Origin of the sequence: Microbacterium sp. LMI13-1-1.1 (assembly GCF_040815625.1) — a bacterium.
GTDB lineage: Bacteria > Actinomycetota > Actinomycetes > Actinomycetales > Microbacteriaceae > Microbacterium > Microbacterium forte.
Genome location: NZ_JBFPNL010000008.1, coordinates 120,856 through 143,505, shown reverse-complemented (window position 1 = coordinate 143,505; position 22,650 = coordinate 120,856). Strand labels below are relative to the sequence as shown.

The following is a 22,650-nucleotide window of genomic DNA, read 5'->3' as shown; positions in this document are numbered from 1 at the left end:
TGCTATATTGCGAACATGACAGACAGTGCGTCAGACATCTTCGCGGCATTGGCCCATCCGACGCGTCGTCAGATCCTGCAGGACCTCAAGGACGGCGAGCTCGCGGCGGGTGAGATCGCCTCGCGGTTCTCGGCGAGCGGCCCCACGATCTCGCGGCACCTGAGCGTGCTGCGCCAGGCGGGCCTCGTCAGTGAGCGTCGCAATGCCAACCGCATCCTGTACTCCCTCGTCGGCGAGCGTCTCGCGCTCTCCGTCGGCGACTTCCTCTCGACCGTGTGCCCCGAGCAGATCGTGCTCCGCGAGGTGCGCAAGCGCGGCTCCGGGCGTGCCGCCGCTGCGGACGTCGAGGCCTGAGCCGGCGCATCCTCGACTGAGCGGCCCCCGGATGGATCTCCGCACCGTGCCCGTTTCTCCGGTCGCAACCGGCGAGGCATCCAGGTCGCGGGTGAAAGGATTGACGTATGCCGTCGAATCCCGCGAACCGTGAGTCGTCCCGAGCCGAGCCCGCCACGCTGGCAGCCCGCGCGGCAACGCGCCACATCGTCGTCATCGGCGGTGGCATCGGGGGGCTGATCGCGGCTCGCGAATGCGTCAAGGTCGGCATGCACGTCACCGTGCTCGAGGCGTCGGATGCCGTCGGCGGCGCGATCCGTCAGGCCGAGATCGACGGCGTCGTCGTGGATGCCGGGGCGGAGAGCTACGCGACGCGGGGCGGACGGGTGCGAGCGCTCCTCAACGAACTCGGCCTCACCGATCGCATCGTCGCCCCCGCGGCGGGCAGCGCCTGGCTCGCGGGCATCCCCGGCGTCGGGGCCGCACCGCTGCCGGTCGGCGGCATCCTCGGCATCCCGAGCAACCCGTTCCAAGAGGACGTGCGCCGCATCATCGGCTGGTCGGGAGTGTGGCGTGCCTACCTCGACCGCGTGCGCCCGCCCCTCACGATCGGCCACAGCCAGAGCCTCGGCAAGCTGGTGTCCTCGCGCATGGGCGTCAAGGTGCGAGACCGGCTGGTGGCTCCGGTGACGACGGGCGTGTACTCCGCATCACCCGAAGACGTCGATGTCGACATCGCTGCGCCCGGGCTCAACGCCGCCCTCACGCGCGTCGGTTCTCTGTCGGGTGCTGTGCAGGCTCTGCGTGACGAGAGCGCGGCGCGTGCGGCGCAGGCGGCTGCGGCGCAGGCGCCCGGTGCGGCCGTGGAAGGCATCGCCGGCGGCATGATGGTGCTGATCGAGGCACTGGTCGCCGACATCGAGAAGCTCGGCGGCGTCGTCCGCACGGGCGTGCGGGTGTCTGAGATCGCGCAGTCCGCTGCGAGCTGGACGGTGCGTGCCGAAGGGCGAGCGCTCGCGGATTCGGATGCCCATGCGGAGTCGGCCACGGAGGCACTCGAGTTCAGCGCCGACGGCGTGGTGCTGGGAACCTCGGAGGCCGGGGCACGGCATCTGCTCGAGAACATCGCACCCGCACTCGCCGAGACCACGGCGGCGGATGCGCCCGAGATCGAGATCGTCACGCTGCTGCTGCGGGCCTCCGCACTGCAGGGTGCTCCTCGGGGAACGGGCGTCCTCACAGTTCCAGGAAGCCACACAGCGAAGGCGCTCACGCACTCGACGGCGAAGTGGGAATGGCTCAGGGCCGCCGCCGGTGATCGGCATCTGGTGCGCGTCTCCTTCGGCGCTCAGGGAGAACCGGCCGCCACCGCAGGCCTCGACGATGACGCGACTGCTCAGCTCGCGCTCCGGGAGGCATCCGCTCTTCTCGGCGTTCCGCTCGCCCCTGGCGATCTCATCGGTGCGCACCGTTCGCGGTTCGTCCAGTCGCAGCCCGCGTCGATCATCGGCTCGGGCGAGCGGCGGGAGGCGGCGCGCGCGGCCATCCGGGCCGTTCCCGGCCTCGCGGCGGTGGGTGCGTGGCTCGCCGGCACCGGACTCGCGCAGGTGATCCCCGATGCGCGCGAGGAAGCCGATCGGCTGCGGCGCTCTCTGATCTGGGACTGACACGCGTGGCGTGGGGCTGCGTTCCGGGCGCGGCCGAGAGCGTGACGCGCACCCTGAGGTCAACCCGAAAGTCGCCCTGCTGTCAACCCTCTGCCTGACAGATGCCGAAATCGGCATACGGGGCTACGCTGGACACCTGGCAGGCGGCTCCGTGTCGTCGGTTCGCCCCAGGCGTTCACACCGGAACAACGTGAGGAGACCCCATGAAGGGGAAGATCGGACTCGTCGTAGGAATCGGCGTGGGATACGTACTCGGAACGCGCGCAGGACGCGAGCGTTACGAGCAGATCAAGACGCAGTGGCTGAAGGTCTGGAACCTCGACCCCGTGCAGGATCAGGTCGACAAGGTCAAGGGCTACGTCGGCGACAAGGCCGCAGCAGTGCCCGGTGCGATCTGGACCGGCGTGCAGAAGGTCGTCAAGTCGGCCAGCGGCGGCGACAAGACCGCAGGTCAGCGACTCGACTCCGCTGTCGCTGCCGGACGCAAGGCCGCTGACGACATCGTCGACGCCACCGAAGACGCTGTCGAAGAGGTCAAGGACGCCGCGAAGAAGGACGACGCGAAGAAGCCCGCGGCCAAGAAGCCGGCATCCTCGCGCTCCACCGCCGCGAAGTCTGGCAGCTGACATGCCCCGCGGATACCGCGATCGTGCCGAGGACAGCCTGCTGTCCCTGATCGGCGATCTTCCCGAGCTCATCAGCAGCCTCGTGAAGGCCGAGATCAACGCGGCCAAGACCTGGATCTCGAAGACGGCGAAGGATGCCGGAATCGGCTCCGTCTGGTTCCTCGTCGCGCTCTTCTTCCTGTTCTGGGCAGTGCCGGTGATCCTGGTCTTCGCGATCGCCGGGCTGTCGTCGTGGTGGCCGGTCTGGCTCTCCGCGCTGGCAGTGTTCGGAATCCTGATCCTCGCCGTGCTGCTGTTCGCGCTGCTCGGCATCCTGAAGTTCCGCAAGGTGCTCGCTCGGAAGAACCCCGCCCAGGCGGTGGGCGAGGACATCAGACTCGTGAAGGAAGCCGGCTATGACGAACTCTGAGATCACGAGGCCGCTGCCCAAGACGGCTGTCCCCGCAGGGATCGTCGATCCGGTGCAGTCCGCCCGCGCCGAGCTCAAGGCCGCGCTCGCGGCGATCGAGGTCAAGGGCAACTTCCCTCGGCGGATCGACAAGGCATCGAAGCGCGCTGCGGCGAAGGCGCGGGTCTTCGCCGACCGCAACCCTGCCGCCGCCATCGCCGGAGCGGTGGGAGTCGCCGTGATCGTGGGCGGAGCCGTCTGGGCGATCGCCCGCGCGCTTTCTCGCTGACCGGAGGCGCATCCTCGCATCCTGACTCGCGTTCGCGAGTGATTCACAAAGGGGGCAGACTGGATCCATGTCCGATGCACGCGAAGAGAACCCGTCCGGCTTCACCCTCTGGGCCGTCTGGCGACGAAACCCCGATGTCGCGGTCACCGAGTCCGACTCCACGGAACTCGAGACGATCGTCTCCTACATCGAGGATTCCGGAGTCACGGTCCGCGGCTTCTACGACGTCTCGGGCCTGAAGGCCGACGCCGACCTGCTGGTGTGGCTGCACGGGGACACTGCGGAAGATCTGCAGAAGGCCCTGCGGCGCCTGCGGCGCACCGAGCTGCTGCGCACTCTGCTGCCTGTGTGGAACGTCATGGGCGTGCATCGGGATGCCGAGTTCAACCGTGCGCACGTGCCCGGGTTCCTCCGCGGTGTCGAGCCGAAGGACTGGCTGTGCCTCTACCCGTTCGTCCGCACACCCGAGTGGTATCTCGCACCGGAGGAGGAGCGTCGCAAGATGCTCGCCGATCACGGTCGCAAGGGCGCTGCCTTCAAGGGAGTCATCGCCAACACGGTCGCCGCATTCGCTCTGGGTGACTACGAGTGGATCCTGCCGCTCGAAGCCGACGAGGTCACCGAGCTGGTCGACCTCATGCGTGACCTGCGCTACACCGACGCGCGTCTCTACGTGAAGGAGGAGATCCCGTTCTACACGGGCCGTCGCCTCCGGTTCGACGAGATCGCGGACGTGCTGCAGTAGGTCGACGATGAGCACTCAGAGTCACACTGCCGTCCCGATCCGACTGGGCACTCGCCGCAGCGCGCTCGCGCAGGCGCAGTCGGGTCATGTCGCCGCCGCCCTCGAGAAGATCTCGGGGCGCCCCGTCGAGCTCGTGCCGATCACCAGCGAGGGCGACACGAATCGCGCGTCGCTGTCGGAGATCGGCGGCCAGGGCATCTTCGCCACGCGTCTGCGTGAGGCGCTGCTCGCGGGGGAGTGCGACATCCTCGTGCATTCGCTCAAAGACCTTCCCACCGCGATCCCCGAGGGGCTTGTCATCGCCGCCACTCCGGTGCGTGAGGACGCGCGCGATGTCGCGATCACGCGCGGCGGCACGCCGCTGCACGAGCTGCGCACCGGCAGCAAGGTCGGCACGGGGTCACCTCGCCGCATCGCGCAGGTGCACCGCAGGGCTCCGCACGCGGAAGTCGTCGACATCCGCGGCAACGTCGACTCGCGTCTGCAGCGGGTCGCGTCGGGTGAGCTGGACGCCGTCATCCTCGCTGCCGCCGGCCTTTCGCGCCTCGGCACCGACTCGCCGCTTCGCCGTGAAGAGCTGGGGCTGTCCGAATGGCCGACCGCACCGGGTCAGGGTTCGCTCGCGGTCGAGACCCGGTCCGACGCTCCGGCTGAGCTCCTCGCCGCGCTCGCCGAACTCGACGACCACGACACCCGGCTGGCCATCACGGTCGAGCGCGGGATTCTGGAAGGACTCGACTCCGGATGCCAGGCGCCGATGGCCGCTCATGCGGTCGTGGACGGCGATGAGATCCGCGTCAGGACGGTCGTCTACTCGACCGATGGCGGTCGCCGGATCGGCCTCGACGTCACGGAGACTCTGAACGGGGAGTATATTCGTCGGAACGGCAGCGGCAATGGAGCGGATGCTGCCGGTGGTGCAGACCCGATGCGCACAGCACGCGAGTTCGGGTTGTCTGTCGCCCATCGGCTGCTCGAGCAAGGGGCGGCCGACCTCGTCTCCCGAGAGCATTCCTCATCATGACCAATTCGAAGCAGGACCGACCGCTGGACGGCTGGCGCATCCTCGTACCCCGGGGAGGCCCGTGGGGCGACGGCGTCGCCGCCAGTCTCCGTTCGCGGGGAGCGGTGCCCGTCGTCGCGCCGCTGATCAATTTCGCGGCCACCACAGATCAGGCCGCGCTCGACGTGGCGCTCACCCGGCTGGCTGCTGGCGAGTACGACTGGTTGACGGTGACCAGTGCGACGACCGTCGACGTGATGTTCGCGCACCGCGCTGTGGTGCCGCGTCGTACGAAGATCGCGGCAGTCGGAGAGACGACCGCAGCCGCTCTGCAGGCCGTCGGGTATGAAGTCGCGATGGTGCCGGATGAAGACAATTCGGCTGCGGGCATGGCCGAGCAGCTCATCGCCCTCGAGGCCGAGCCGCGTCGCATCCTGGCTCTGCGCAGCGAGATCGCGAAGCCCGTGCTCAGCGTCCTTCTGCAGGAGGCCGGTCACGACGTCGACAGCGTCGTCGCCTACCGGACCGTCGGCGTGCCGGTCACCGACCGCATCAAGCGCGACGTCGAGAACGGACGCATCAACGCGATCCTGATCACGAGCGGTTCGGTCGCCGAGCAGGTGCGCGAGCAGTTCCCGCTGATCCCCGATGAGACGCTGCTGGCTGCGATCGGTCCGAGGACTGCGAAGGATGCCGACAAGGCAGGTCTTCCGATCACGGTCGTCGCCGATCGTCAGACGGTCGACGCGCTCATCGATGCCGTGTCGAGCTACACCCTCCCGCACGCGGCGGACGAGCTGGCGCCGTGAGCTTCCCCGACGTCCGACTGCGCCGACTGCGGCAGTCCCCTGCCGTCAGGGGTCTGGTGCGTGAGACCTCCCTCGAGCCGCGGCAGCTGGTGCTCCCGCTGTTCGTCCGTGAGGGACTCACCGAGGCCGCCCCCATCGGGTCGATGCCCGGAGTCGCGCAGCATTCGCTCGATTCTCTGCGTGCCGCCGCCACCGAGGCCGCCGAGGCGGGTGTCGGCGGTGTGATGCTGTTCGGAGTCCCCGCAGTCAGAGACGCGCAGGGCTCGGGTGCCGACGATCCCAAAGGCATCCTGAACGTCGCCACCGAGGTGCTCGCGGCCGAGGTCGGGGACGCCCTCGTGGTGCAGACCGACCTGTGCCTCGACGAGTTCACCGACCACGGGCACTGCGGCGTGCTCGCGCCTGACGGCACCGTCGACAACGACGCGACGCTCGAACGCTACGCGTCGATGGCCCTGGCTCAGGCCCGGGCGGGCTCTCAGCTGCTCGGCCTCTCGGGAATGATGGACGGCCAGGTCGCCGTCATCCGCGAGGCGCTCGATTCCGAGGGCTTCACCGACACCCTGCTTCTCGCCTACGCCGCGAAGTATGCGAGCGCGTTCTACGGTCCGTTCCGTGAGGCCGTGGATTCGCAGCTGAAGGGCGACCGTCGCACGTACCAGCTCGACCCCGGCAACCGCCGCGAGGGCGTGCGAGAGGCTGTCGTCGACGAGGAGGAGGGCGCGGACATCGTCATGGTGAAGCCCGCCATGGCCTTCCTCGACGTGCTGCGTGAGGTGCGAGACACCGTGCACATTCCGGTGTGGGCATATCAGGTGTCCGGCGAGTACGCGATGATCGAGGCCGCTGCCGCGAACGGCTGGATCGATCGCCGCGCGTCGATCCTCGAGTCGCTGCTGTCGATCCGCCGCGCTGGCGCGGATGTCGTCCTGACGTACTGGGCGAAAGAAGCCGCTCGCTGGCTACGCCCTTGATAGCGGTCCGTCGACTCGACGAGGTCGTCTGAGTCCCTCCCTCAGCTCTGCGGACTAGCCTGGAGGGGATGCCGGGAGAGCTCCGTGCATCGCTGAGGAGTGTGCTGTGACCGACCGCAATGATGACCTGTTCTCCGCTGCCCGCACGGTGATCCCCGGTGGTGTGAACTCACCCGTGCGCGCATACGGTTCGGTCGGGGGCACGCCGCGCTTCCTCGCGTCGGCCGCGGGTGCGACGGTGACCGATGCCGCAGGCAACGAGTACGTCGACCTCGTCGCGTCGTGGGGTCCGGCCCTGCTCGGCCATGCGCAGCCTGAGGTCGTCGCCGCCGTGCAGGAGGCGGCGACTCGAGGACTCTCGTTCGGCGCCCCGACCGAGGGCGAGGTCGAACTCGCTCAGCTGATCGCGGATCGTGTGCGGTTCGGGGAGACCCGGCCCATCGAGCGAGTGCGGCTCGTCTCGACCGGCACAGAGGCGACGATGACCGCGATCCGCCTTGCCCGCGGCGCCACCGGACGCGACCTGCTGGTCAAGTTCGCCGGCCACTACCACGGTCACTCCGACGGTCTCCTCGCCGCGGCCGGTTCCGGCGTCGCGACTCTCGCTCTGCCCGGCTCCGCGGGGGTGCCCGCGCCGATCGCCGCACAGACCCTCGTGATCGACTACAACGACCCGGGCGCGCTCGAGGCCGTCTTCGCCGAGCACGGTCCGCGCATCGCCGCGGTGATCGTCGAGGCCGCAGCCGCGAACATGGGTGTGGTTCCGCCGCTGCCAGGGTTCAACCGGATGCTGGCCGAGACTGCACACGCTCATGGCGCGCTGTTGATCCTCGATGAGGTGCTGACGGGCTTCCGCGTGCACCCCGCAGGCTTCTGGGGGCTCCAGGCCGCGGCCGGCGAGGACTACCTGCCCGACATCTTCACGTTCGGCAAGGTCGTCGGCGGAGGAATGCCCCTGGCCGCTCTCGGTGGACGCGCTGAGGTCATGGACCTGCTGGCACCTCTCGGCCCGGTCTACCAGGCTGGCACGCTCTCGGGCAACCCGCTGTCGGTCGCCGCCGGCCTGGCGACTCTGAGGCTCGCGACCCCCGAGGTCTATGCGACCGTCGATGCCGCCGCAGCCAGGGTCTCCGGCGCTCTGGACGCCGCACTCGCGGACGCAGGTGTCACCCACGCCGTCGCGCACGCGGGAAACCTCTTCAGCGCCTCGTTCCGTGCTTCAGCGCCTCGCGACTATGCCGAGGCCCAGGCCCAGGAGTCGTTCCGGTACGCGCCGTTCTTCCACGCGATGCGCGAGCAGGGCGTCGCGCTGCCTCCGAGCGTGTTCGAGGCCTGGTTCCTGACTGCCGCGCACGGCGAGGAAGAGCTTCAGCGCATCGAAGCGGCGCTCCCGATCGCGGCCGAGGCTGCTGCCCGCGCACAGGCGTAAGCTGCACGATCCCAGGTCTGAGACGGACTACGGCGTGACGAACGTCAGACGAACATGACTCGTCGTGACGGTGAGTCTCGATAGGTGCGGCCGAGCGGGCTGAACCAGTCGATCGTGCCGTCGGGAAGCTGCTGCGCCGTCCAACGATGGTCGTCAGCGACGTCTGGATGCTTGAGAGAGTGGTGGCGCGCGCACAGATGGGCGAGGTTGTGGATCTCCGTCCGCCCGCCCTTCGCATGATCGAAAGTGTGATCGATCTGGCACCGATGCGCCGGCATCCTGCAGCCGGGGAATCGGCAGTGTTGATCTCGCGCACGCAGGAACCGCCGCATGGGTTCTGTCGGCCGGTAGGTGTCGGTCTCGACGACAAGCCCGGTCGGATCGAGGAACAATCGGGACCATCCGCCGTTGCGGCCCGCGAGATCGCGGGCGATATCGGGGTGCAGCGGCCCGTGTCCGTCGAACTGCGCGGGGCGATCGTCGCACCCCGCGAGCGTGGTGGCGGCGACTGTGACTTGGATGCGCCCCTGGATGTTGTCGAGTCCTGAGCCGTTTGCCGCGCTCGGATCGGAGGCGAGCAGGAGGTCGATCAGCAGATCTGCCCGCACCTGATCGATCGTGCGGGTGTCGGACGGGATGTGTTCGACCGCGGGGCCGGTCGGATCGGTTGTGAAAGTCCCGTCGCCGAAGATCGCGTAATCGTCACGCGAAGGGGCGTCTTGCGCGATGTCGTCCGGATAGATCGGATTCTCGCCGTCGTCCATCGGATCGAGCGTCGGCTCACGGTCGTTCCGCCCGGCGATGACGACGTGCGCGAGTCGGGTGAGCCGGTCGAGGATCGCCGTCGCGAGATGCTCGGGGAGCACGACTGTCAGCACACACAGACCGTCTCCTGCCGGGCGTACGGTGACGGTGCGCTCCGACTTCGAGCGCGCATGGCGCTCGGTGACCGTGGAGCCTGCCAGGACGGCGGCCAGCTCGCGCAGGTGCGCTCGTGTTCGCGCAGGGGTCTCCCGTTCGGCCACGATGACCGCGACCGTGTCGTACAGCGGCAGCACATCGGCATCCGCTCGCCCGTTGTTGACCGCCTCCCGGACCACTCCTGCGGCCCGCACGATCTCGCGGACATGCGCCGCCGTGATGTGGCCGGCCCTGAAAGCCGAACGCACACCGGGGTGGCTGGCGGCGAGGACGCCGGCATCGGTGAACGCGTATTCGACGCTGCCCTGAGTGAGGCGGCCCGCCGCGGAGTACTCCGCGATCATCGACCTGTGGATGGCGTCGCGGTGGAACGGGTTCTCGTCGGAGTCAGACCGGCTCAGGCGCATCCGCTCGGCAAGAAGATCGGACGCCTCGGCTTCGAGGCGTGCGATCTGTCGCCGCTTCTCGACCCACGAGTCGAGCAGCTCAGCGCGTCGCTCGAGGTCGGAATCGGTGGCGGATGTCATGCTCCGACTCTAGTAGATTTGTTCGAAGGTCGAGCAGAACATCGGAATGGAAGAAGGTGGAATCGTGGGAACCGACAACGGATCGTTGCCTTCCTGTGAACAAGACACAGACATCTGGAAGGGTGCCGCTGGCAGACTGGACGCATGGTGACGTTGCTGCTGGACCAGACGCAACTCGAGATCGTGCTCTCGCCGATCGAACGTGCGGCGAGCTTCCACCGCGACAATGTGAGGCTCGTGCGCGACACCATCACCAAGGTCCAGCTGATCGACGACGCATGGACCTGGTTGCGCGGCGTGCCGAATCCGGGAACGCACATCCCCGGGGTGCTCGCCGCCGGAACGTGGAAGGCTGCGGGCAGCGTCGACTTCGTCCTCATCCGACGCCGACGTCCCAGCGTCGTCATCGACCTCTCCGGCGACGAGCAGTACCGACGACTGATCCTCACGACGAGGCACGGCCTCGCTCTGACCCAGGCGCTCCGACTCGACGTGTCGGATGAACCGGCAGACGTCGAGGAGATCGTGGCCACATCGCCCACGCCGGTCTCGAAGGGGAGTCGCCGTCCGGTGATCCGCCCACGGCCCGCCTGAGCGATCCGAGAACGAGCGAACGCCCTCCGCAGCCTCACGGCGCGGAGGGCGTTCGCGTCGGTGCCCTCGAGGGGTGACCTCAGGAGCGGTCGTGCTCGCCCTCGTGGTGCTCGTGGTGCGCGTCCTCGTGGTGCTCGTGGTGGTCGCCCTCGTGGTGTTCGTGGTGCTCGCCATCGCGACCGTCGTTCGCCTCGGGAGCGGCATCCGCCTCTGTCTCCGCCTCTGCTGAGGCGTCGACTTCTCCGAGCGGGTAGTCCTTGGGCTCGTCCTCGTAGTACGCGCGAGCAGCGGCAGCGAGCATCGAGGTGACGGCAGCCGAACGAGGGTCGTCGTCGCCAGACGCTTCAGCCGTCGCGTCATCCGACGACTCGTCGGACTCGTCGGAATCGTGCGACTCGTCGGACTCGTGTGCCTCGGCGAAGAACTCGACTCCGGAGTGCTCGCCGGTGCCGTCTTCGTTCGCAGTCTGGTCTGTCGCGTCAGCGACATGACCGTCGGTGTCGTCGCTGACGCGGGCGTCGGTGTGGTCGGCGGCATGAGCGTCCGGCGCGTCTGCCGGGGCGGTGCCGAAGAGGATGTCGTCGAACGACGGCTGGGCGTTCGCCGCTTCGGCGTCCGCGGGCGTCTGCGGCTCGGTCGATCCGCCTGCCGGGTCATCATCGCCGTGGGCGTCCTCGCGGCCCGCATGCGCGGCCTCCGAGGCGACGTCGGCCGCATCTTCCGCGTCGTTCGCATCCGAGGCATCGGCCGCATAGCGGAGCTCTGCCGCGGCGTACTCGACGTCACGAGCAGCATCCGCCGCATCAGCCGCGTCGTCGGCCTCGGCATCCGCCGCGTCGGCCTCTGCGCGGGCGGCGTCGGTCGCGTCCGCATCGGATTCGGAGAGAACCGACGCATCCGCATCGGTCGCAGCTGCATCGGACTCAGACACATCGGGCCCCGCGACATCCTGAGCCTGAAGGGTCTCGGAATCGGCGTGGTCGGAGTCGGCCACGTCCGACGACTCGGATGGCGCCACGGAATCGACGACAGGCGCTCCGACACCCGCGACCGGCGCTGCGGAATCGAGCGGCGCGGCGGTGATGGCCTGCGGCGCGAGCCTGCCGCCGCGGACGAGCTCGATGAAGACGTCCTCGAGAGTGGGGCCGCGCTGGACCAGGGTGGCGAGGGCGATGCCGGCCGATGCCGCGATGGCGCCGACGGCTCCCGCGTTGCTGCCGCGAACCGTGAGACCCGATCGGAGCACCTCGACCTCGAGGCCCGCTGCCGAGAGCGCGGACCTCAGTGCGGCACGATCCGCCGCGTCGACCACGACAGAACCGGCAGAAGGGTCGGCGAGCGTCTCGATGCCGCTCGAGAGAACGAGCTGGCCCTTCGAGAGCACGAGCACGTGGTCTGCGACCTGTTCGATCTCGCTCAGCACGTGCGAGGAGACGAGAACCGTGCGGCCCTCGTCGGCGAGGCGACGCAGAAGGAGGCGGATCCAGCGGATGCCCTCAGGGTCGAGGCCGTTGGCCGGTTCGTCGAAGACCAGAGCTCCGGGGTCGCCGAGCAGCGCGTGTGCCACGCTCAGCCGCTGACGCATTCCGAGCGAGAAGCTGCCGATGCGACCTTCGGCCTCGTGCTCGAGACCGACCAGAGAGAGGACCTCGTCGACACGCGAGAGCGGGATGCCGTTGGCCTTGGCAGCGATCGTCAGCTGGCGTGAGGCCGAGCGGCGAGGGCGATACGCGGTCTCCTCCAGGACGGAACCGATCGTGCGCAGCGGGTGACGCAGCTCTGCATGCGAGACTCCGCCGATCGTGGCGGTGCCGCTCGTGGCGCGCACCTGGCCGAGGAGGATGCGCAGGGTGGTGGTCTTGCCGGCGCCGTTCGGGCCGAGGAAAGCGGTCACGACACCGGGCTCGACTCGCGCGGAGAAGTCGGACACCGCCGTCACGTCGTTGAAGCGCTTCGTGACGTGCGTGAACTCGAGCACCTGTCCGTCGGGCATCTGCGACCTCTCGTTGCAGTGGGCAGTTCTGTCTATCCTGCCGGAAAAGCCGCAGGATCGTGCATTTACCCTACGAACGCGGCCGGATGCAAGGGTCCGTCGAGCGGGTAGCCTGGCACCCGTGACCGAATCCAGCGCTGCTTCCCGGGTCCTCGTCCGCACCGAAGGGGCCCTCGGCAGGCTCACCCTGAACCGGCCGGAAGCGATCAACGCGCTCGACCCCGGGATGATCCAGCAGCTCACCGAGGCCCTCGAGCGTTGGCGCGACGACACCGATGTGCAGATCGTCGTCATCGACGGCGCGGGCGAGCGAGGCCTGTGCGCCGGGGGAGACGTTCGCGCACTGCATGGGCAGATCGTGGCCGGACGCACTGAGGAGACCGCCGAGTTCTTCCGCGCCGAGTATGCGTTGAACGCGATGATCGCCGAGTACCCGAAACCCATCGTCTCCATCGCCGACGGCATCACGATGGGCGGCGGCGTCGGCCTGTCGGGTCACGCGGCCATCCGCATCGTCACCGAGCGTTCCCAGCTGGCGATGCCCGAGACGCGCATCGGATTCACCCCCGACGTCGGCGGCACGTGGCTGCTGGGGCGGATGCCAGGGCGATTCGGGGAGTACTTCGGACTCACGGGCTCGACGATGAACGGAGCGGATGCGGTGCTGCTCGGCTTCGCCGACCACCTCGTGCCGTCCGATCGGCTCGATGCGCTGCGCGAGGCGCTGGCCTATCGTGCCGACCCGACCGGGCCGGCCGAGATCGTGCTGCTGTTCGACGAGACCCCCGAGCCGTCTGCGCTCCCGGCGTCACGCGAATGGATCGACCGCGCGTTCTCGTCCGACACGATCGCGGAGATCGTGTCGCGGCTCCGCGCCGAGGAGGCTGCGGATGCCGCGACGACCGCGGACCTGCTCGAGAGCCTGGCGCCGACCGGACTCGCCGTCACCCTCGACGCCGTCAGGGAGGCACGTCGACTCCCGAACCTGCGCGCCGCTCTCGAGGGCGAGTACCGCCGCGTGATGTGGTTCGTGACGCAGCATCCCGATCTCGTCGAGGGCATCCGCGCGCAGGTCGTCGACAAGGACCGCAATCCGAAGTGGAACCCGGCGACCATCGCCGAGCTCCCGTCGGATGCCGGTGCCGATGCTCGGGATTTCGTGCCCCAACGCTCGCTCTTCTGAGGTATTTCGATATATCTGCGGTTGTTCGCCGCGGTGCATAAACCGCTGGCTGCGGGCCAAATGGTTCGCTGTCAGCGAAGGTCCGCCCATCGGGGGATACGAATGTCCGAAGTTCATGCCACTCTTGCTTGTGCGCGATCGTCGGCCTGCGTCCGCCCGTCGGGAGATCCGCCGATTCATCCTTCCTAGAAAGTCCGCCTGTGCTGGGAAAAATCCTCCTCCGTTATCTCGCCCGCTATAAGTGGCTGCTCGCGGCCGTCCTGGTGTTCCAGTTCGCCAGCGCGCTCGCCACCCTCTACCTCCCGCGCCTGAACGAAGACATCATCAACAAGGGCGTCGCCCAGTCGGACACCGACTACATCTGGCGCACCGGTCTCTTCATGCTCGCCGTCTCGCTCGGGCAGATCATCGCCTCGGTCATCGCCACCTACTTCGCCGCCCGTGCGTCCATGGGCGCGGGCCGCGACATCCGCGCCGACGTCTTCGCCAAGGTCAGCGGATTCTCCGAGCGTGAGGTGTCGCAGTTCGGTGCAGGCTCCCTCATCACGCGCAACACGAACGACGTGCAGCAGGTGCAGATGCTCGCGATGATGGGCGCCACCATGCTCGTCACCGCGCCGCTGCTCGCGATCGGCGGCATCATCTTCGCCGTGCAGACGAACATCGGTCTGAGCTGGCTCATCGCCGTGTCCGTGCCGCTGCTGCTGATCGTCGCCGGGCTCGTCGTCAGCCGCATGGTTCCGCTGTTCCGCAGCTACCAGGGCAAGCTCGACACCGTGAACCGCGTGCTGCGCGAGCAGCTCACCGGCGTGCGCGTCGTGCGGGCCTTCGTCCGGGAGAACATCGAAGAAGAGCGCTTCCGCGGAGCCAACACCGACATCATGGTGGTCGGCCGCAAGGTCGGCTCGCTGTTCGTGCTGCTGTTCCCGCTGTTCATGCTGATCCTCAACGTCACGATCGTGGCAGTCGTGTGGTTCGGCGGCATCGAGGTCAACAGCGGCACGGTGCAGGTCGGCACGATCTTCGCGTTCATGCAGTACATCGGTCAGATCATGGGCGGCGTCATCATGGCCAGCTTCATGGCGATCATGATCCCGCGCGCCGCGGTCTCGGCCGAGCGCATCGGCGAGGTCCTTGACACGCAGTCGAGCATGGAGCGTCCGGCGAACGGCGTCACCGACTTCCCGACGCCCGGCTCGGTCGCCTTCGACGACGTCGAGTTCACCTACCCCGGGGCCGACTCTCCCGTGCTCAAGGGCATCAGCTTCGCTGCAGAGCCCGGCGAGACCGTCGCGATCGTGGGGTCGACCGGTGCGGGCAAGACGACACTCGTGTCGTTGATCCCGCGACTCTTCGACGTCTCGGGCGGAGCCGTCTTCGTCGGCGGCACGGATGTCCGCGAGGCGGATGTCGAATCGCTCTGGGCGACGATCGGTCTCGTTCCGCAGCGCCCGTTCCTCTTCACCGGCACGGTGGCGTCGAACCTCCGCTACGGCAGAGAGGACGCGACCGACGAAGAGCTCTGGCACGCCCTCGAGATCGCACAGGGCCGCGACTTCGTCGAGGAGATGCCGCAGGGCCTCGAATCGCGCATCACGCAGGGCGGCACGAACGTCTCGGGCGGACAGCGTCAGCGTCTGGCGATCGCCCGCGCGATCGTGCGTCAGCCGCAGATCCTGGTGTTCGACGACTCGTTCTCGGCTCTCGACCTCACCACCGACGCCCGATTGAGGCAGGCGCTATGGCGTGAGCTGCCGCACGTGACCAAGATCGTGGTCGCGCAGCGCGTCTCGTCCATCACCGATGCGAACCGCATCGTCGTGCTCGAAGGGGGCACCATGGTCGGCGTCGGCACGCACGAGGAGCTCCTCGAGACGAGCACCACGTACCGAGAGATCGTCGAATCGCAGCTGGGGGTGGACGCATGAGCGAGCAGAACACGCCCCAGACCCGCCGCGGTCGTGCAGCCAAGGCGACGGCCGCGACCACTGCGGTCGAGCCCGAGATGACCGAAGAAGAGAAGTACGAAGCCGAGCTCGCCGAGAAGGCGCGCCAGGACGGCGGCGGCTGGGACAGCGTCGCACCCGGCAAGGCCGACAACTTCGGCAAGAGCTTCGGTCGGATGATCGGGCTGCTCAAGCCGTCGGCCGTGTGGTTCATCCTCGTGTCGATCGCCGGCGCCGTCGGCGTCGTGCTGACGGTCGCCGCGCCGAAGGTGCTCGGCGAGGCCACGAACCTCATCTACAAGGGCTTCATCTCGGTGCAGCTCGCGCAGGCGAACGGGGACTTCCCCGGATTCCCCGCCGGCACCCCGCAGGACGATGTCGTCGCCGCGCTCCGTCAGGGCGGGCAGGACGACTTCGCCAACCAGGTCGAGGCTCTCGGCAGCTTCAGGGTCGGTGACGGAGTCGACTTCGACGCGCTGCGCTGGGTCATCATCGCCGTGCTGGCGATCTACATCACCGCCGCCTTCCTCAGCTGGCTCCAGGGCTACGTGATCAACGTCATCATGGTCCGCACCATGTGGCGCCTTCGCGAGGCGGTCGAGGCGAAGATCAACCGCCTGCCCCTGTCGTACTTCGACAAGGTGCAGCGCGGAGACCTGATCTCCCGGGTGACCAACGACATCGACAACATCACGCAGACCATGCAGCAGTCGCTGTCCGGTGCGATCACGGCCGTTCTCACCGTTGTGGGAGTGCTCGTGCTGATGTTCTCGATCTCGTGGCAGCTCGCGCTCGTCGCGCTGGTCGCGCTCCCGCTCATGGGTGTGATCTTCGGTGTCATCGGCCCTCGGTCGCAGAAGGCCTTCGGCACCCAGTGGCGCAAGGTCGGTCGCCTGAACGCCCGCGTCGAGGAGGCTTTCTCCGGCCACGCGCTGGTCAAGGTCTTCGGTCGCGAGCAGGATGCGCTGGAGAAGTTCAAGGACGAGAACGAGGAGCTGTTCCAGGCGAGCTTCAAGGCGCAGTTCCTCTCCGGCATCATCATGCCGGCGATGACCTTCGTCGGCAGTCTCACCTATGTGGGCATCGCCGTGCTCGGCGGTCTCATGGTCGCGAGCGGGCAGCTGCGTCTCGGAGACGTGCAGGCGTTCATCCAGTACTCGCAGCAGTTCACGCAGCCGCTCTCGGAGCTCGGTGGAATGGCCGCGGTAGTGCAGTCGGGAACGGCGTCCGCCGAGCGGGTGTTCGAGCTGCTCGACACCGAAGAGCAGGAGGCCGACGCGGCAGATGCTCCGAAGCTCGCCGACGGCAAGGGCGTCGTGGAGTTCGAGAACGTCGCGTTCTCGTACACGCCCGAGCGTCCGCTCATCAGAGACCTCTCTTTCCGGGTCGAGCCCGGTCAGACGGTCGCGATCGTCGGTCCGACCGGAGCGGGCAAGACGACGCTCGTCAACCTGATCATGCGGTTCTACGAACTGAACGGCGGGCGGATCCTGCTCGACGGTCAGGACATCTCCGAGGTCACACGCGAGCAGCTGCGCTCACGCACCGGCATGGTGCTGCAGGACCCGTGGCTGTTCGCCGGCAGCATCCGCGAGAACATCCGATACGGACGCTCCACGGCGACCGACGACGAGGTTCTCGAGGCGGCGAAGGCGACGTATGTCGATCGCTTCGTGCGCTCGCTCCCCGAGGGCTACGACACGGTGCTCGACGAGGACGCGTCGAACGTCTCGGCGGGTGAGCGTCAGCTGATCACGATCGCGCGAGCGTTCGTCGCTCAGCCGTCGATCCTGATCCTCGACGAGGCGACGTCGGCGGTCGACACCCGCACCGAGGTGCTGCTGCAGCACGCGATGGCGGCGTTGCGACAGGGACGCACCTCGTTCGTGATCGCTCACCGACTGTCGACGATCCGCGACGCCGACCTCATCCTCGTGATGGAACACGGCGACATCGTCGAGAAGGGCACGCACGACGAGCTCATCACGGCGCAGGGCGCGTACTGGCGCCTCTACCAGTCGCAGTTCGAGCAGGCGGCCACCGACATCGACGCAGAGGACGCACTCACGGGTTCGACCCCTGTCGTCGTCAGCGGCGACGCCGAAGAAGCTGCGGCGGCGGCACAGGTCGGGGTCTCGGTGGGGGCGCAGGTTCCTGCCGCCGAAGCCGCTGCGGCACAGTCCGTCGTCGAACGCTCGGATGACGGGGGCCAGAAGGGCTGATCCGTACGACGGTCGACCCGCACGACGGCCGACCCGCACGTCGGCCGGGAAGCACGACGGCCGAGAAGCAGAATGCCCCGACTCCCGTTCATCCGGGGGCGGGGCATTCTGCTGTCGTCAGCGCTGAGCTTCGGTGATGCCGAGGAGCTCGAGCGGATGGGTCAGGCGCCACCACGGGCTCGGGGCATCGACGTCATCGGCGAGCGACAGCGACGTCGTCACCGTGTTCAACGGTCCTGAGCTCGTCAACGTGCCGACCTCGTCGCCCGACTCGCGGTTGTCGCCCAGGGAGAAGTCCGCCGAGGCCTCGGCCATCGCGCCGTTCCACAGCACGATGTCGGCGTCGGCATCCGTCACCACATCGGCGGTAGCGCCCCACGGCGTCGTGACCGTGCCGACGACCGTGCCGGCCGCGACAGCGGGGGCCTGCTGCTCCAATGCCGTCTCGACCTGCGAGAACAGCGAACGGGTCTGGGCGAGGCGCTGCTCATCGTCGGCCTGCCCGAGAACGGACGCATAGAGGTGCACGGTCGTGTCGTCGATTGTGATGACCTTCGCGGTCAACAGGTTCCAACTGTCGCCGAGCGTGCCGGTCTTGACTCCGACCACGCCAGGATCCGCCAGCATCCCGTTCGTGTTCACCACTGTGCCGGCGCCCGGAAGATCGACAGACGGAGTGCCGACGATGCCGGCGAACACGGGGTTCTGCATCGCCAGTTCGGCCAGCGCGACGAGCGACTCGGGCGTGGCCGTGTTGCGGGCGTCGAACCCCGATGGGGTCACGATCGTGATGCTGTCGAGGCCACGGTCGCGCAGCCACACCTCCGCCGCAGCGGTGAACGCCGAGGGGGAGCCCCAGATCTCCTGAGAGAGGCGGTCGATGTAGTTGTTCGCCGAACCGAGCAGCGTTCCCTGCAGGAGCTGGAACTCGGTGAGAGTGCCGCCCACGGGCACGTCGAGCGCCGACTGGTCGGAGCGGCGGTAGTCCCAGTACGCCAGGTTGTCCGCCCGCGTGAACGAGAACTCCGGGCCCTGCTCGCCCACGGCGAGAGGCATCCGATCGAGCACCATCAGACTCGAGACCACTTTGGTGACGCTCGCGATCGCCGCCGCATCGAGCGATGACGACGTCGTGCCGATGCCGCCGATTCCCACGGCGGCGCTTCCCTGGGTGGGCCAGGTGATGGCGGCTGCGGGCGCGGCGACCGTGGAGAGCTCCACTGCCTGCACGGTCGGCGCCACCTCGTGCAACGGCCACAGCATGGCCGACCCGACATAGGTGCCGAGCAATCCGACGAGAACGCCGAGCGGGACCAGCACGCCGGGGCGGGTGATCGCCGGGCGCAGATGGGCTCCGGTCAGAAGTGCGCCGCCGCTCGCGGCGGGAGGCGTGTCATCGAGCGCCTCGGTCGCCGGGTGCCGCGCGACTTCGACCGCGTCGACCCACGTCAGGGGCGTCCCACCGCTGGCACCCTCTGCCCACTGGGCGTGGGGAGTCGTCTCGGGAGTCTCGAGAGCCGCCTCGAGAGCGATGAGCCCGGGGGCGTCGTCATCCGCATCTGTTCTGGGCGCCGCATCCGTCGTGCCGGCCGACGAGACGTCGGCATCAGGAAGCGCCGCAGGCGAACCGGCGGGCTCCGACGAGTCAGCCGTGGCACCGGCAGGCGCTGACGCATGAGGCGCTGTCGCATCGGGCGTCGACGCATCGCCCGCAGGAACGGCGGAGGCGGTGGCCTCGGCGGAGTCAGGAGCGGTCACCTCCTCACGGTACCGAACTCGCGCAGGGATCAGTGTCGCTGCAACAGGAGCAGACGTGAGTGTCGTCACTGGGTAAGATCGTCAGAACAACCACGGGAGTCCGGCGAGCCGGGCTGAGAGGGAGCGAATCGCGCTTCGACCGTCGAACCTGATCTGGGTAATGCCAGCGCAGGGAGGAGTCACTGATGAGTACATCCACGTCCGGATCCACCACGGAATCCGCAGCCGTCTCGCGCGCCTCGAAGGGCCTCGGTCGCCCTGAGCTCTGGCGCTGGCGGGTCGTCGACATCGTCGTCGCCAGCGTCATCGCCGTCGCGTGCGCGCTGATCTTCCTGCTCTGGAACGTCGGCTACGAGGTGCCCAGCAGCATCCTGAAGCCGCTGCTCCCCGGCGTGCAGGGCCTGCTCGCCGGCCCCTGGCTCATCGCCGGTGTGCTGGGCGCGCTGATCATCCGCAAGCCGGGCGCCGCGCTCTACACCGAGCTGGTCGCCGCGATCATCTCGGCCCTCGTCGGCAACGCCTGGGGTCCGCTGACCATCGTCTCGGGGCTCGTGCAGGGTCTCGGTGCCGAACTGATCTTCCTCGTGTTCCTCTACGGCGTCTGGCGTCTGCCCGTCGCGATGCTGGCGGGTGCCGGAGCGGGACTCGCGTGCGGCATCAACGACCGCATCCTCTGGTACGCCGGAGCAGACACGCTCTTCACCACCGTCTACATCGTCTCGACCACCATCTCGGGTGCGGTGATCGCCGGACTCGGCGCGTGGCTGATCGCCCGAGGACTCGCGGCGACGGGAGCCCTCAGCCGGTTCGCCGCCGGCCGCGAGGTCACCGCACGGGTGTGACCTCGACCACGACGCCCGCCACCCTCGAAGCCCGCGGCTGGGGGTGGCGGTACGCGACGCGACTGCGGTGGGCGGTGCGCGACGTCGACCTGCGCATCGAACCGGGCGAGCGGGTGCTGCTGCTGGGGGCGTCGGGCTCGGGCAAGTCGACCCTGCTGCAGGGGTTCGGCGGGGTGCTGGGAGGGGCGGACGAGGGCGAGACGCACGGAGGGCTGCTCGTCGACGGCGTGCCGCCCATACAGGCGCGTGGTCGAGTCGGCATGGTGCTGCAGGACCCCGACACGCAGACGATCCTCGCGAGGGTCGGCGACGACGTGGCATTCGGCTGCGAGAACCTCGGCGTCCCCCGCGAGGAGATCTGGCAGCGGGTGCGCGCGGCGCTGGACGCCGTCGAGCTCGATGTCGCACTCGATCGATCGACGGCCGCGCTGTCGGGCGGTCAGAAGCAACGTCTCGCGCTCGCCGGCGTGCTGGCGATGCGACCGGGCGCGATCCTGCTCGACGAGCCGACCGCGAACCTCGACCCCGAGGGAGTGCAGGACGTGCGGGATGCCGTCGCCGCCGCCCTCGACGCCACGGGCGCCACCCTCGTCGTGATCGAGCATCGCATCGACGTCTGGCTGCCGCTCGTCACGCGGGTGATCGTGCTCGGCGCCGAGCCGGAGGGCACGGTCGTCCTCGCCGACGGGAGCCCTGAGCAGGTGCTCGGCGCGCGAGGGGCCGAGCTCGCGGCATCCGGTGTGTGGGTTCCCGGCCACCCGCCCGCCGTTCCGCCCGCGCCGGCGCACCAGCCGGGGGAGTCTCTCCTCGAAGCGCGCGGCCTCACGGTCGCTCGGCGACGGGGGCTCGCGGTCGCCGGGCCGTTCGATGTCGAGGTTCGCGCGGGCGAGGTGCTCGGCGTCACTGGCGCGAACGGCGCAGGAAAGTCGACGCTCGGACTCACGCTCGCAGGGCTCATCCCCGCCGAGGACGGCCGGGTCGCGGCTCTGCCCGCGCTCGCCGCCGGAGAGAAGCCCGACCCCATCCGCTGGTCGTCGCGCGCGCTGCTCACCCGCATCGCATCGGTCATGCAGACTCCCGAGCACCAGCTGCTCGCGAAGACCGTGCGCGACGAGCTGTCTGTCGGCCCCCGAGCTCTGAAGCTCTCCGAGCCCGAGATCACCGCTCGTGTCGACGACCTCCTCGAACGACTGCGGCTCACCTCGCTCGCCGGAGCCAACCCGTACACGCTGTCCGGCGGGGAGAAGCGGCGGCTCACGGTCGCCGCGGCCCTCGCCACCCGGCCGCGAATGCTGGTGCTCGACGAACCCACCTTCGGGCAGGACGCCACGACCTGGGCCGAACTCGTCGGCCTGATCGCACGCCTGCGTGACGAGGGCACGGCGATCGTGGCGATCAGCCATGACGAGGCCGTGCTGAAGGCCCTGCATGCGCGGCGCCTGGAGGTCGGCCGATGATCGATCCGCTGACCGCCCGCATCGAGAGACCGGGGCCGATCGCCCCTCGCTCAGCGCTCGCGAAGCTCGCCGCGGCGCTGCTGATCGCGCTGCCGCTCGTGCTGACGATCGAAGTCGTCTCGGCATCCGTCGCCCTGCTGCTCGAGATCCCGCTGCTCCTTCTCGCCGGCCTGCGGGCCAAGGAATTCTGGACCCGCACCGCCGTGCTGTGGATCGCAGCGCCGCTGAGCGCGGTCACCATCGCGCTCTACGGCGCGACCAGCGGAACGGTGCACTTCGAGTGGCTGGTCATGCGCGTCAGCGATGGGTCGCTCGCCCTCGCCGCAGCGACCGCCGTGCGCGTTCTCGCGATCGGGCTGCCGGCCGTGGTGCTCTTCGTCACGGTCGATCCCACCGATCTCGCCGACGATCTGGCTCAACGGGTGAAGCTGCCGGCGCGGTTCGTCGTCGGCGCGCTCGCGGGAATGCGGATGCTGGGCCTGCTCGCCGATGACTGGCGCGCACTGGCACTCGCGCGGAGGGCTCGCGGCGTCGCCGACGAAGGGCGGGTTCGCCGAGCGTTCGGCATGGCCTTCGCGCTGTTCGTGCTGGCCATCCGACGCGGATCCTCCCTGGCCACCGCGATGGAAGCGCGTGGTTTCGGCGGCACAGCGCCCCGCTCGTGGGCGAGGGAGTCGAGGTGGGATCGACGGGACACGGTGCTGGTCGTCGTCGCGGCGGTGATCCCGGCGGTGGCGATCGCTGTGGCTGTGCTCACCGGTGCGTGGAACTTCATCCTCGGCCCGACCGCCTGAGGCGCCCGAACGAGACGGACCCGCAGCATCCACTCAGCTTTCTCATAGCTGGAATGCCGATGTATTCGCTAGCATCGAGTGAACCCAAGGGGAGTACTCCACCACGGGCGGCTCGTCATTACGGATGTCCCTGCATCCCGGGTCCCCGGT

Annotated in this window: 20 protein-coding genes and 1 riboswitch; of the genes, 17 read left to right on the top strand and 3 right to left on the bottom strand. The window is 68.7% G+C overall.

The annotated features are described in order from the left end of the window. Nucleotides 1-15 precede the first annotated feature (15 nt). The 10 genes from MRBLMI13_RS18045 (at nucleotide 16) to MRBLMI13_RS18000 (ending at nucleotide 8,263) form a co-directional block, all read left to right on the top strand. On the top strand, nucleotides 16-354 hold the full coding sequence (locus tag MRBLMI13_RS18045) for a metalloregulator ArsR/SmtB family transcription factor (RefSeq protein WP_367824387.1): 339 nt from the start codon (nucleotides 16-18) through the stop codon (nucleotides 352-354). A gap of 107 nt (nucleotides 355-461) precedes the next feature. Continuing rightward, nucleotides 462-2,000 (top strand): protoporphyrinogen oxidase, encoded by a 1,539-nt coding sequence (hemG, locus tag MRBLMI13_RS18040; RefSeq protein ID WP_367824385.1) that lies wholly within the window; start codon nucleotides 462-464, stop codon nucleotides 1,998-2,000. Between the two features lie 203 nt (nucleotides 2,001-2,203). Further along, entirely contained in the window at nucleotides 2,204-2,626 is a 423-nt protein-coding gene (locus MRBLMI13_RS18035; protein WP_042541310.1) for a hypothetical protein, read from the top strand. A gap of 1 nt (nucleotide 2,627) precedes the next feature. Further along, on the top strand, nucleotides 2,628-3,035 hold the full coding sequence (locus MRBLMI13_RS18030; RefSeq protein WP_056374522.1) for a phage holin family protein: 408 nt from the start codon (nucleotides 2,628-2,630) through the stop codon (nucleotides 3,033-3,035). Beyond that, the gene (locus tag MRBLMI13_RS18025) at nucleotides 3,022-3,303 is read left to right on the top strand and encodes a hypothetical protein (protein WP_042541313.1); all 282 of its coding nucleotides are present in this window, start codon (nucleotides 3,022-3,024) and stop codon (nucleotides 3,301-3,303) included. The genes MRBLMI13_RS18030 and MRBLMI13_RS18025 overlap by 14 nt, the downstream gene beginning before the upstream one ends. A gap of 67 nt (nucleotides 3,304-3,370) precedes the next feature. Further along, nucleotides 3,371-4,048: a hydrogen peroxide-dependent heme synthase gene (gene hemQ, locus MRBLMI13_RS18020; RefSeq protein ID WP_042541315.1), complete on the top strand. Its 678-nt coding sequence runs from the start codon at nucleotides 3,371-3,373 to the stop codon at nucleotides 4,046-4,048. A gap of 7 nt (nucleotides 4,049-4,055) precedes the next feature. Beyond that, nucleotides 4,056-5,072, top strand: a complete 1,017-nt coding sequence (gene hemC / locus MRBLMI13_RS18015) for a hydroxymethylbilane synthase (protein WP_367824382.1) — start codon at nucleotides 4,056-4,058, stop codon at nucleotides 5,070-5,072. Beyond that, entirely contained in the window at nucleotides 5,069-5,860 is a 792-nt protein-coding gene (locus MRBLMI13_RS18010; protein WP_056374518.1) for a uroporphyrinogen-III synthase, read from the top strand. Before hemC ends, MRBLMI13_RS18010 begins: the two co-directional genes overlap by 4 nt. Beyond that, nucleotides 5,857-6,834: a porphobilinogen synthase gene (hemB, locus tag MRBLMI13_RS18005; protein ID WP_367824380.1), complete on the top strand. Its 978-nt coding sequence runs from the start codon at nucleotides 5,857-5,859 to the stop codon at nucleotides 6,832-6,834. The genes MRBLMI13_RS18010 and hemB overlap by 4 nt, the downstream gene beginning before the upstream one ends. Before the next feature lie 106 nt (nucleotides 6,835-6,940). Beyond that, nucleotides 6,941-8,263, top strand: a complete 1,323-nt coding sequence (locus MRBLMI13_RS18000; RefSeq protein WP_367824378.1) for a glutamate-1-semialdehyde 2,1-aminomutase — start codon at nucleotides 6,941-6,943, stop codon at nucleotides 8,261-8,263. A gap of 44 nt (nucleotides 8,264-8,307) precedes the next feature. On the opposite strand, the gene MRBLMI13_RS17995 is transcribed toward MRBLMI13_RS18000, so the two are convergent. Beyond that, nucleotides 8,308-9,711 carry an HNH endonuclease signature motif containing protein gene (locus MRBLMI13_RS17995; protein ID WP_367824376.1) on the bottom strand — a complete coding sequence of 468 codons (1,404 nt, stop codon included), beginning with the start codon at nucleotides 9,709-9,711 and terminating at the stop codon, nucleotides 8,308-8,310. Nucleotides 9,712-9,855: 144 nt separating this feature from the next. Here MRBLMI13_RS17995 and MRBLMI13_RS17990 point away from each other — a divergent pair, with 144 nt between their 5' ends. Continuing rightward, nucleotides 9,856-10,305 carry a hypothetical protein gene (locus tag MRBLMI13_RS17990; RefSeq protein WP_056374511.1) on the top strand — a complete coding sequence of 150 codons (450 nt, stop codon included), beginning with the start codon at nucleotides 9,856-9,858 and terminating at the stop codon, nucleotides 10,303-10,305. Nucleotides 10,306-10,384: 79 nt separating this feature from the next. Here the strand turns inward: MRBLMI13_RS17990 and MRBLMI13_RS17985 are convergent, their stop codons facing one another. After that, nucleotides 10,385-12,298 (bottom strand): ATP-binding cassette domain-containing protein, encoded by a 1,914-nt coding sequence (locus tag MRBLMI13_RS17985; RefSeq protein ID WP_367824373.1) that lies wholly within the window; start codon nucleotides 12,296-12,298, stop codon nucleotides 10,385-10,387. A gap of 121 nt (nucleotides 12,299-12,419) precedes the next feature. Here MRBLMI13_RS17985 and MRBLMI13_RS17980 point away from each other — a divergent pair, with 121 nt between their 5' ends. The 3 genes from MRBLMI13_RS17980 to MRBLMI13_RS17970 all read left to right on the top strand — a co-directional run bounded on the left by MRBLMI13_RS17980 (nucleotide 12,420) and on the right by MRBLMI13_RS17970 (nucleotide 17,649). Continuing rightward, nucleotides 12,420-13,481, top strand: coding sequence for an enoyl-CoA hydratase/isomerase family protein (locus MRBLMI13_RS17980; protein ID WP_367824371.1), 1,062 nt, complete (start codon nucleotides 12,420-12,422; stop codon nucleotides 13,479-13,481). Between the two features lie 200 nt (nucleotides 13,482-13,681). Further along, a complete protein-coding gene (locus tag MRBLMI13_RS17975) occupies nucleotides 13,682-15,409 on the top strand; it encodes an ABC transporter ATP-binding protein (RefSeq protein ID WP_367824369.1) in 1,728 nt (575 codons plus the stop codon). After that, nucleotides 15,406-17,649 carry an ABC transporter ATP-binding protein gene (locus MRBLMI13_RS17970; RefSeq protein ID WP_079113674.1) on the top strand — a complete coding sequence of 748 codons (2,244 nt, stop codon included), beginning with the start codon at nucleotides 15,406-15,408 and terminating at the stop codon, nucleotides 17,647-17,649. The genes MRBLMI13_RS17975 and MRBLMI13_RS17970 overlap by 4 nt, the downstream gene beginning before the upstream one ends. Before the next feature lie 117 nt (nucleotides 17,650-17,766). Here MRBLMI13_RS17970 and MRBLMI13_RS17965 read toward each other — a convergent pair whose 3' ends face one another. Beyond that, complete coding sequence (locus MRBLMI13_RS17965; protein ID WP_367824366.1) at nucleotides 17,767-19,407, bottom strand: D-alanyl-D-alanine carboxypeptidase family protein; 1,641 nt, start codon at nucleotides 19,405-19,407, stop codon at nucleotides 17,767-17,769. A gap of 82 nt (nucleotides 19,408-19,489) precedes the next feature. Further along, nucleotides 19,490-19,599: riboswitch (TPP riboswitch) on the top strand. Between MRBLMI13_RS17965 and MRBLMI13_RS17960 the strand changes: the two genes are divergently transcribed. From MRBLMI13_RS17960 to MRBLMI13_RS17950, 3 genes are all read left to right on the top strand, one after another. Then, a complete protein-coding gene (locus MRBLMI13_RS17960; protein ID WP_309691649.1) occupies nucleotides 19,593-20,249 on the top strand; it encodes an ECF transporter S component in 657 nt (218 codons plus the stop codon). It overlaps the preceding riboswitch by 7 nt. After that, nucleotides 20,246-21,706 carry an ABC transporter ATP-binding protein gene (locus tag MRBLMI13_RS17955; RefSeq protein WP_414686006.1) on the top strand — a complete coding sequence of 487 codons (1,461 nt, stop codon included), beginning with the start codon at nucleotides 20,246-20,248 and terminating at the stop codon, nucleotides 21,704-21,706. Before MRBLMI13_RS17960 ends, MRBLMI13_RS17955 begins: the two co-directional genes overlap by 4 nt. Then, on the top strand, nucleotides 21,703-22,500 hold the full coding sequence (locus MRBLMI13_RS17950; protein ID WP_367824364.1) for an energy-coupling factor transporter transmembrane component T family protein: 798 nt from the start codon (nucleotides 21,703-21,705) through the stop codon (nucleotides 22,498-22,500). Before MRBLMI13_RS17955 ends, MRBLMI13_RS17950 begins: the two co-directional genes overlap by 4 nt. Nucleotides 22,501-22,650: the final 150 nt, after the last annotated feature.

Excerpts from the sequence above, each read along its gene's own strand:
- MRBLMI13_RS17985 (WP_367824373.1), bottom strand. The coding sequence starts at position 12,298 with ATGCCCGACGGACAGGTGCTCGAGTTCACGCACGTCACGAAGCGCTTC.
- MRBLMI13_RS18045 (WP_367824387.1), top strand. The coding sequence starts at position 16 with ATGACAGACAGTGCGTCAGACATCTTCGCGGCATTGGCCCATCCGACG.
- MRBLMI13_RS17960 (WP_309691649.1), top strand. The coding sequence starts at position 19,593 with ATGAGTACATCCACGTCCGGATCCACCACGGAATCCGCAGCCGTCTCG.
- MRBLMI13_RS18035 (WP_042541310.1), top strand. The coding sequence starts at position 2,204 with ATGAAGGGGAAGATCGGACTCGTCGTAGGAATCGGCGTGGGATACGTA.
- MRBLMI13_RS17990 (WP_056374511.1), top strand. The coding sequence starts at position 9,856 with ATGGTGACGTTGCTGCTGGACCAGACGCAACTCGAGATCGTGCTCTCG.
- MRBLMI13_RS18030 (WP_056374522.1), top strand. The coding sequence starts at position 2,628 with ATGCCCCGCGGATACCGCGATCGTGCCGAGGACAGCCTGCTGTCCCTG.
- MRBLMI13_RS17950 (WP_367824364.1), top strand. The coding sequence starts at position 21,703 with ATGATCGATCCGCTGACCGCCCGCATCGAGAGACCGGGGCCGATCGCC.
- MRBLMI13_RS17995 (WP_367824376.1), bottom strand. The coding sequence starts at position 9,711 with ATGACATCCGCCACCGATTCCGACCTCGAGCGACGCGCTGAGCTGCTC.
- MRBLMI13_RS18010 (WP_056374518.1), top strand. The coding sequence starts at position 5,069 with ATGACCAATTCGAAGCAGGACCGACCGCTGGACGGCTGGCGCATCCTC.
- MRBLMI13_RS18025 (WP_042541313.1), top strand. The coding sequence starts at position 3,022 with ATGACGAACTCTGAGATCACGAGGCCGCTGCCCAAGACGGCTGTCCCC.
- hemQ (WP_042541315.1), top strand. The coding sequence starts at position 3,371 with ATGTCCGATGCACGCGAAGAGAACCCGTCCGGCTTCACCCTCTGGGCC.
- hemC (WP_367824382.1), top strand. The coding sequence starts at position 4,056 with ATGAGCACTCAGAGTCACACTGCCGTCCCGATCCGACTGGGCACTCGC.
- MRBLMI13_RS17970 (WP_079113674.1), top strand. The coding sequence starts at position 15,406 with ATGAGCGAGCAGAACACGCCCCAGACCCGCCGCGGTCGTGCAGCCAAG.
- hemG (WP_367824385.1), top strand. The coding sequence starts at position 462 with ATGCCGTCGAATCCCGCGAACCGTGAGTCGTCCCGAGCCGAGCCCGCC.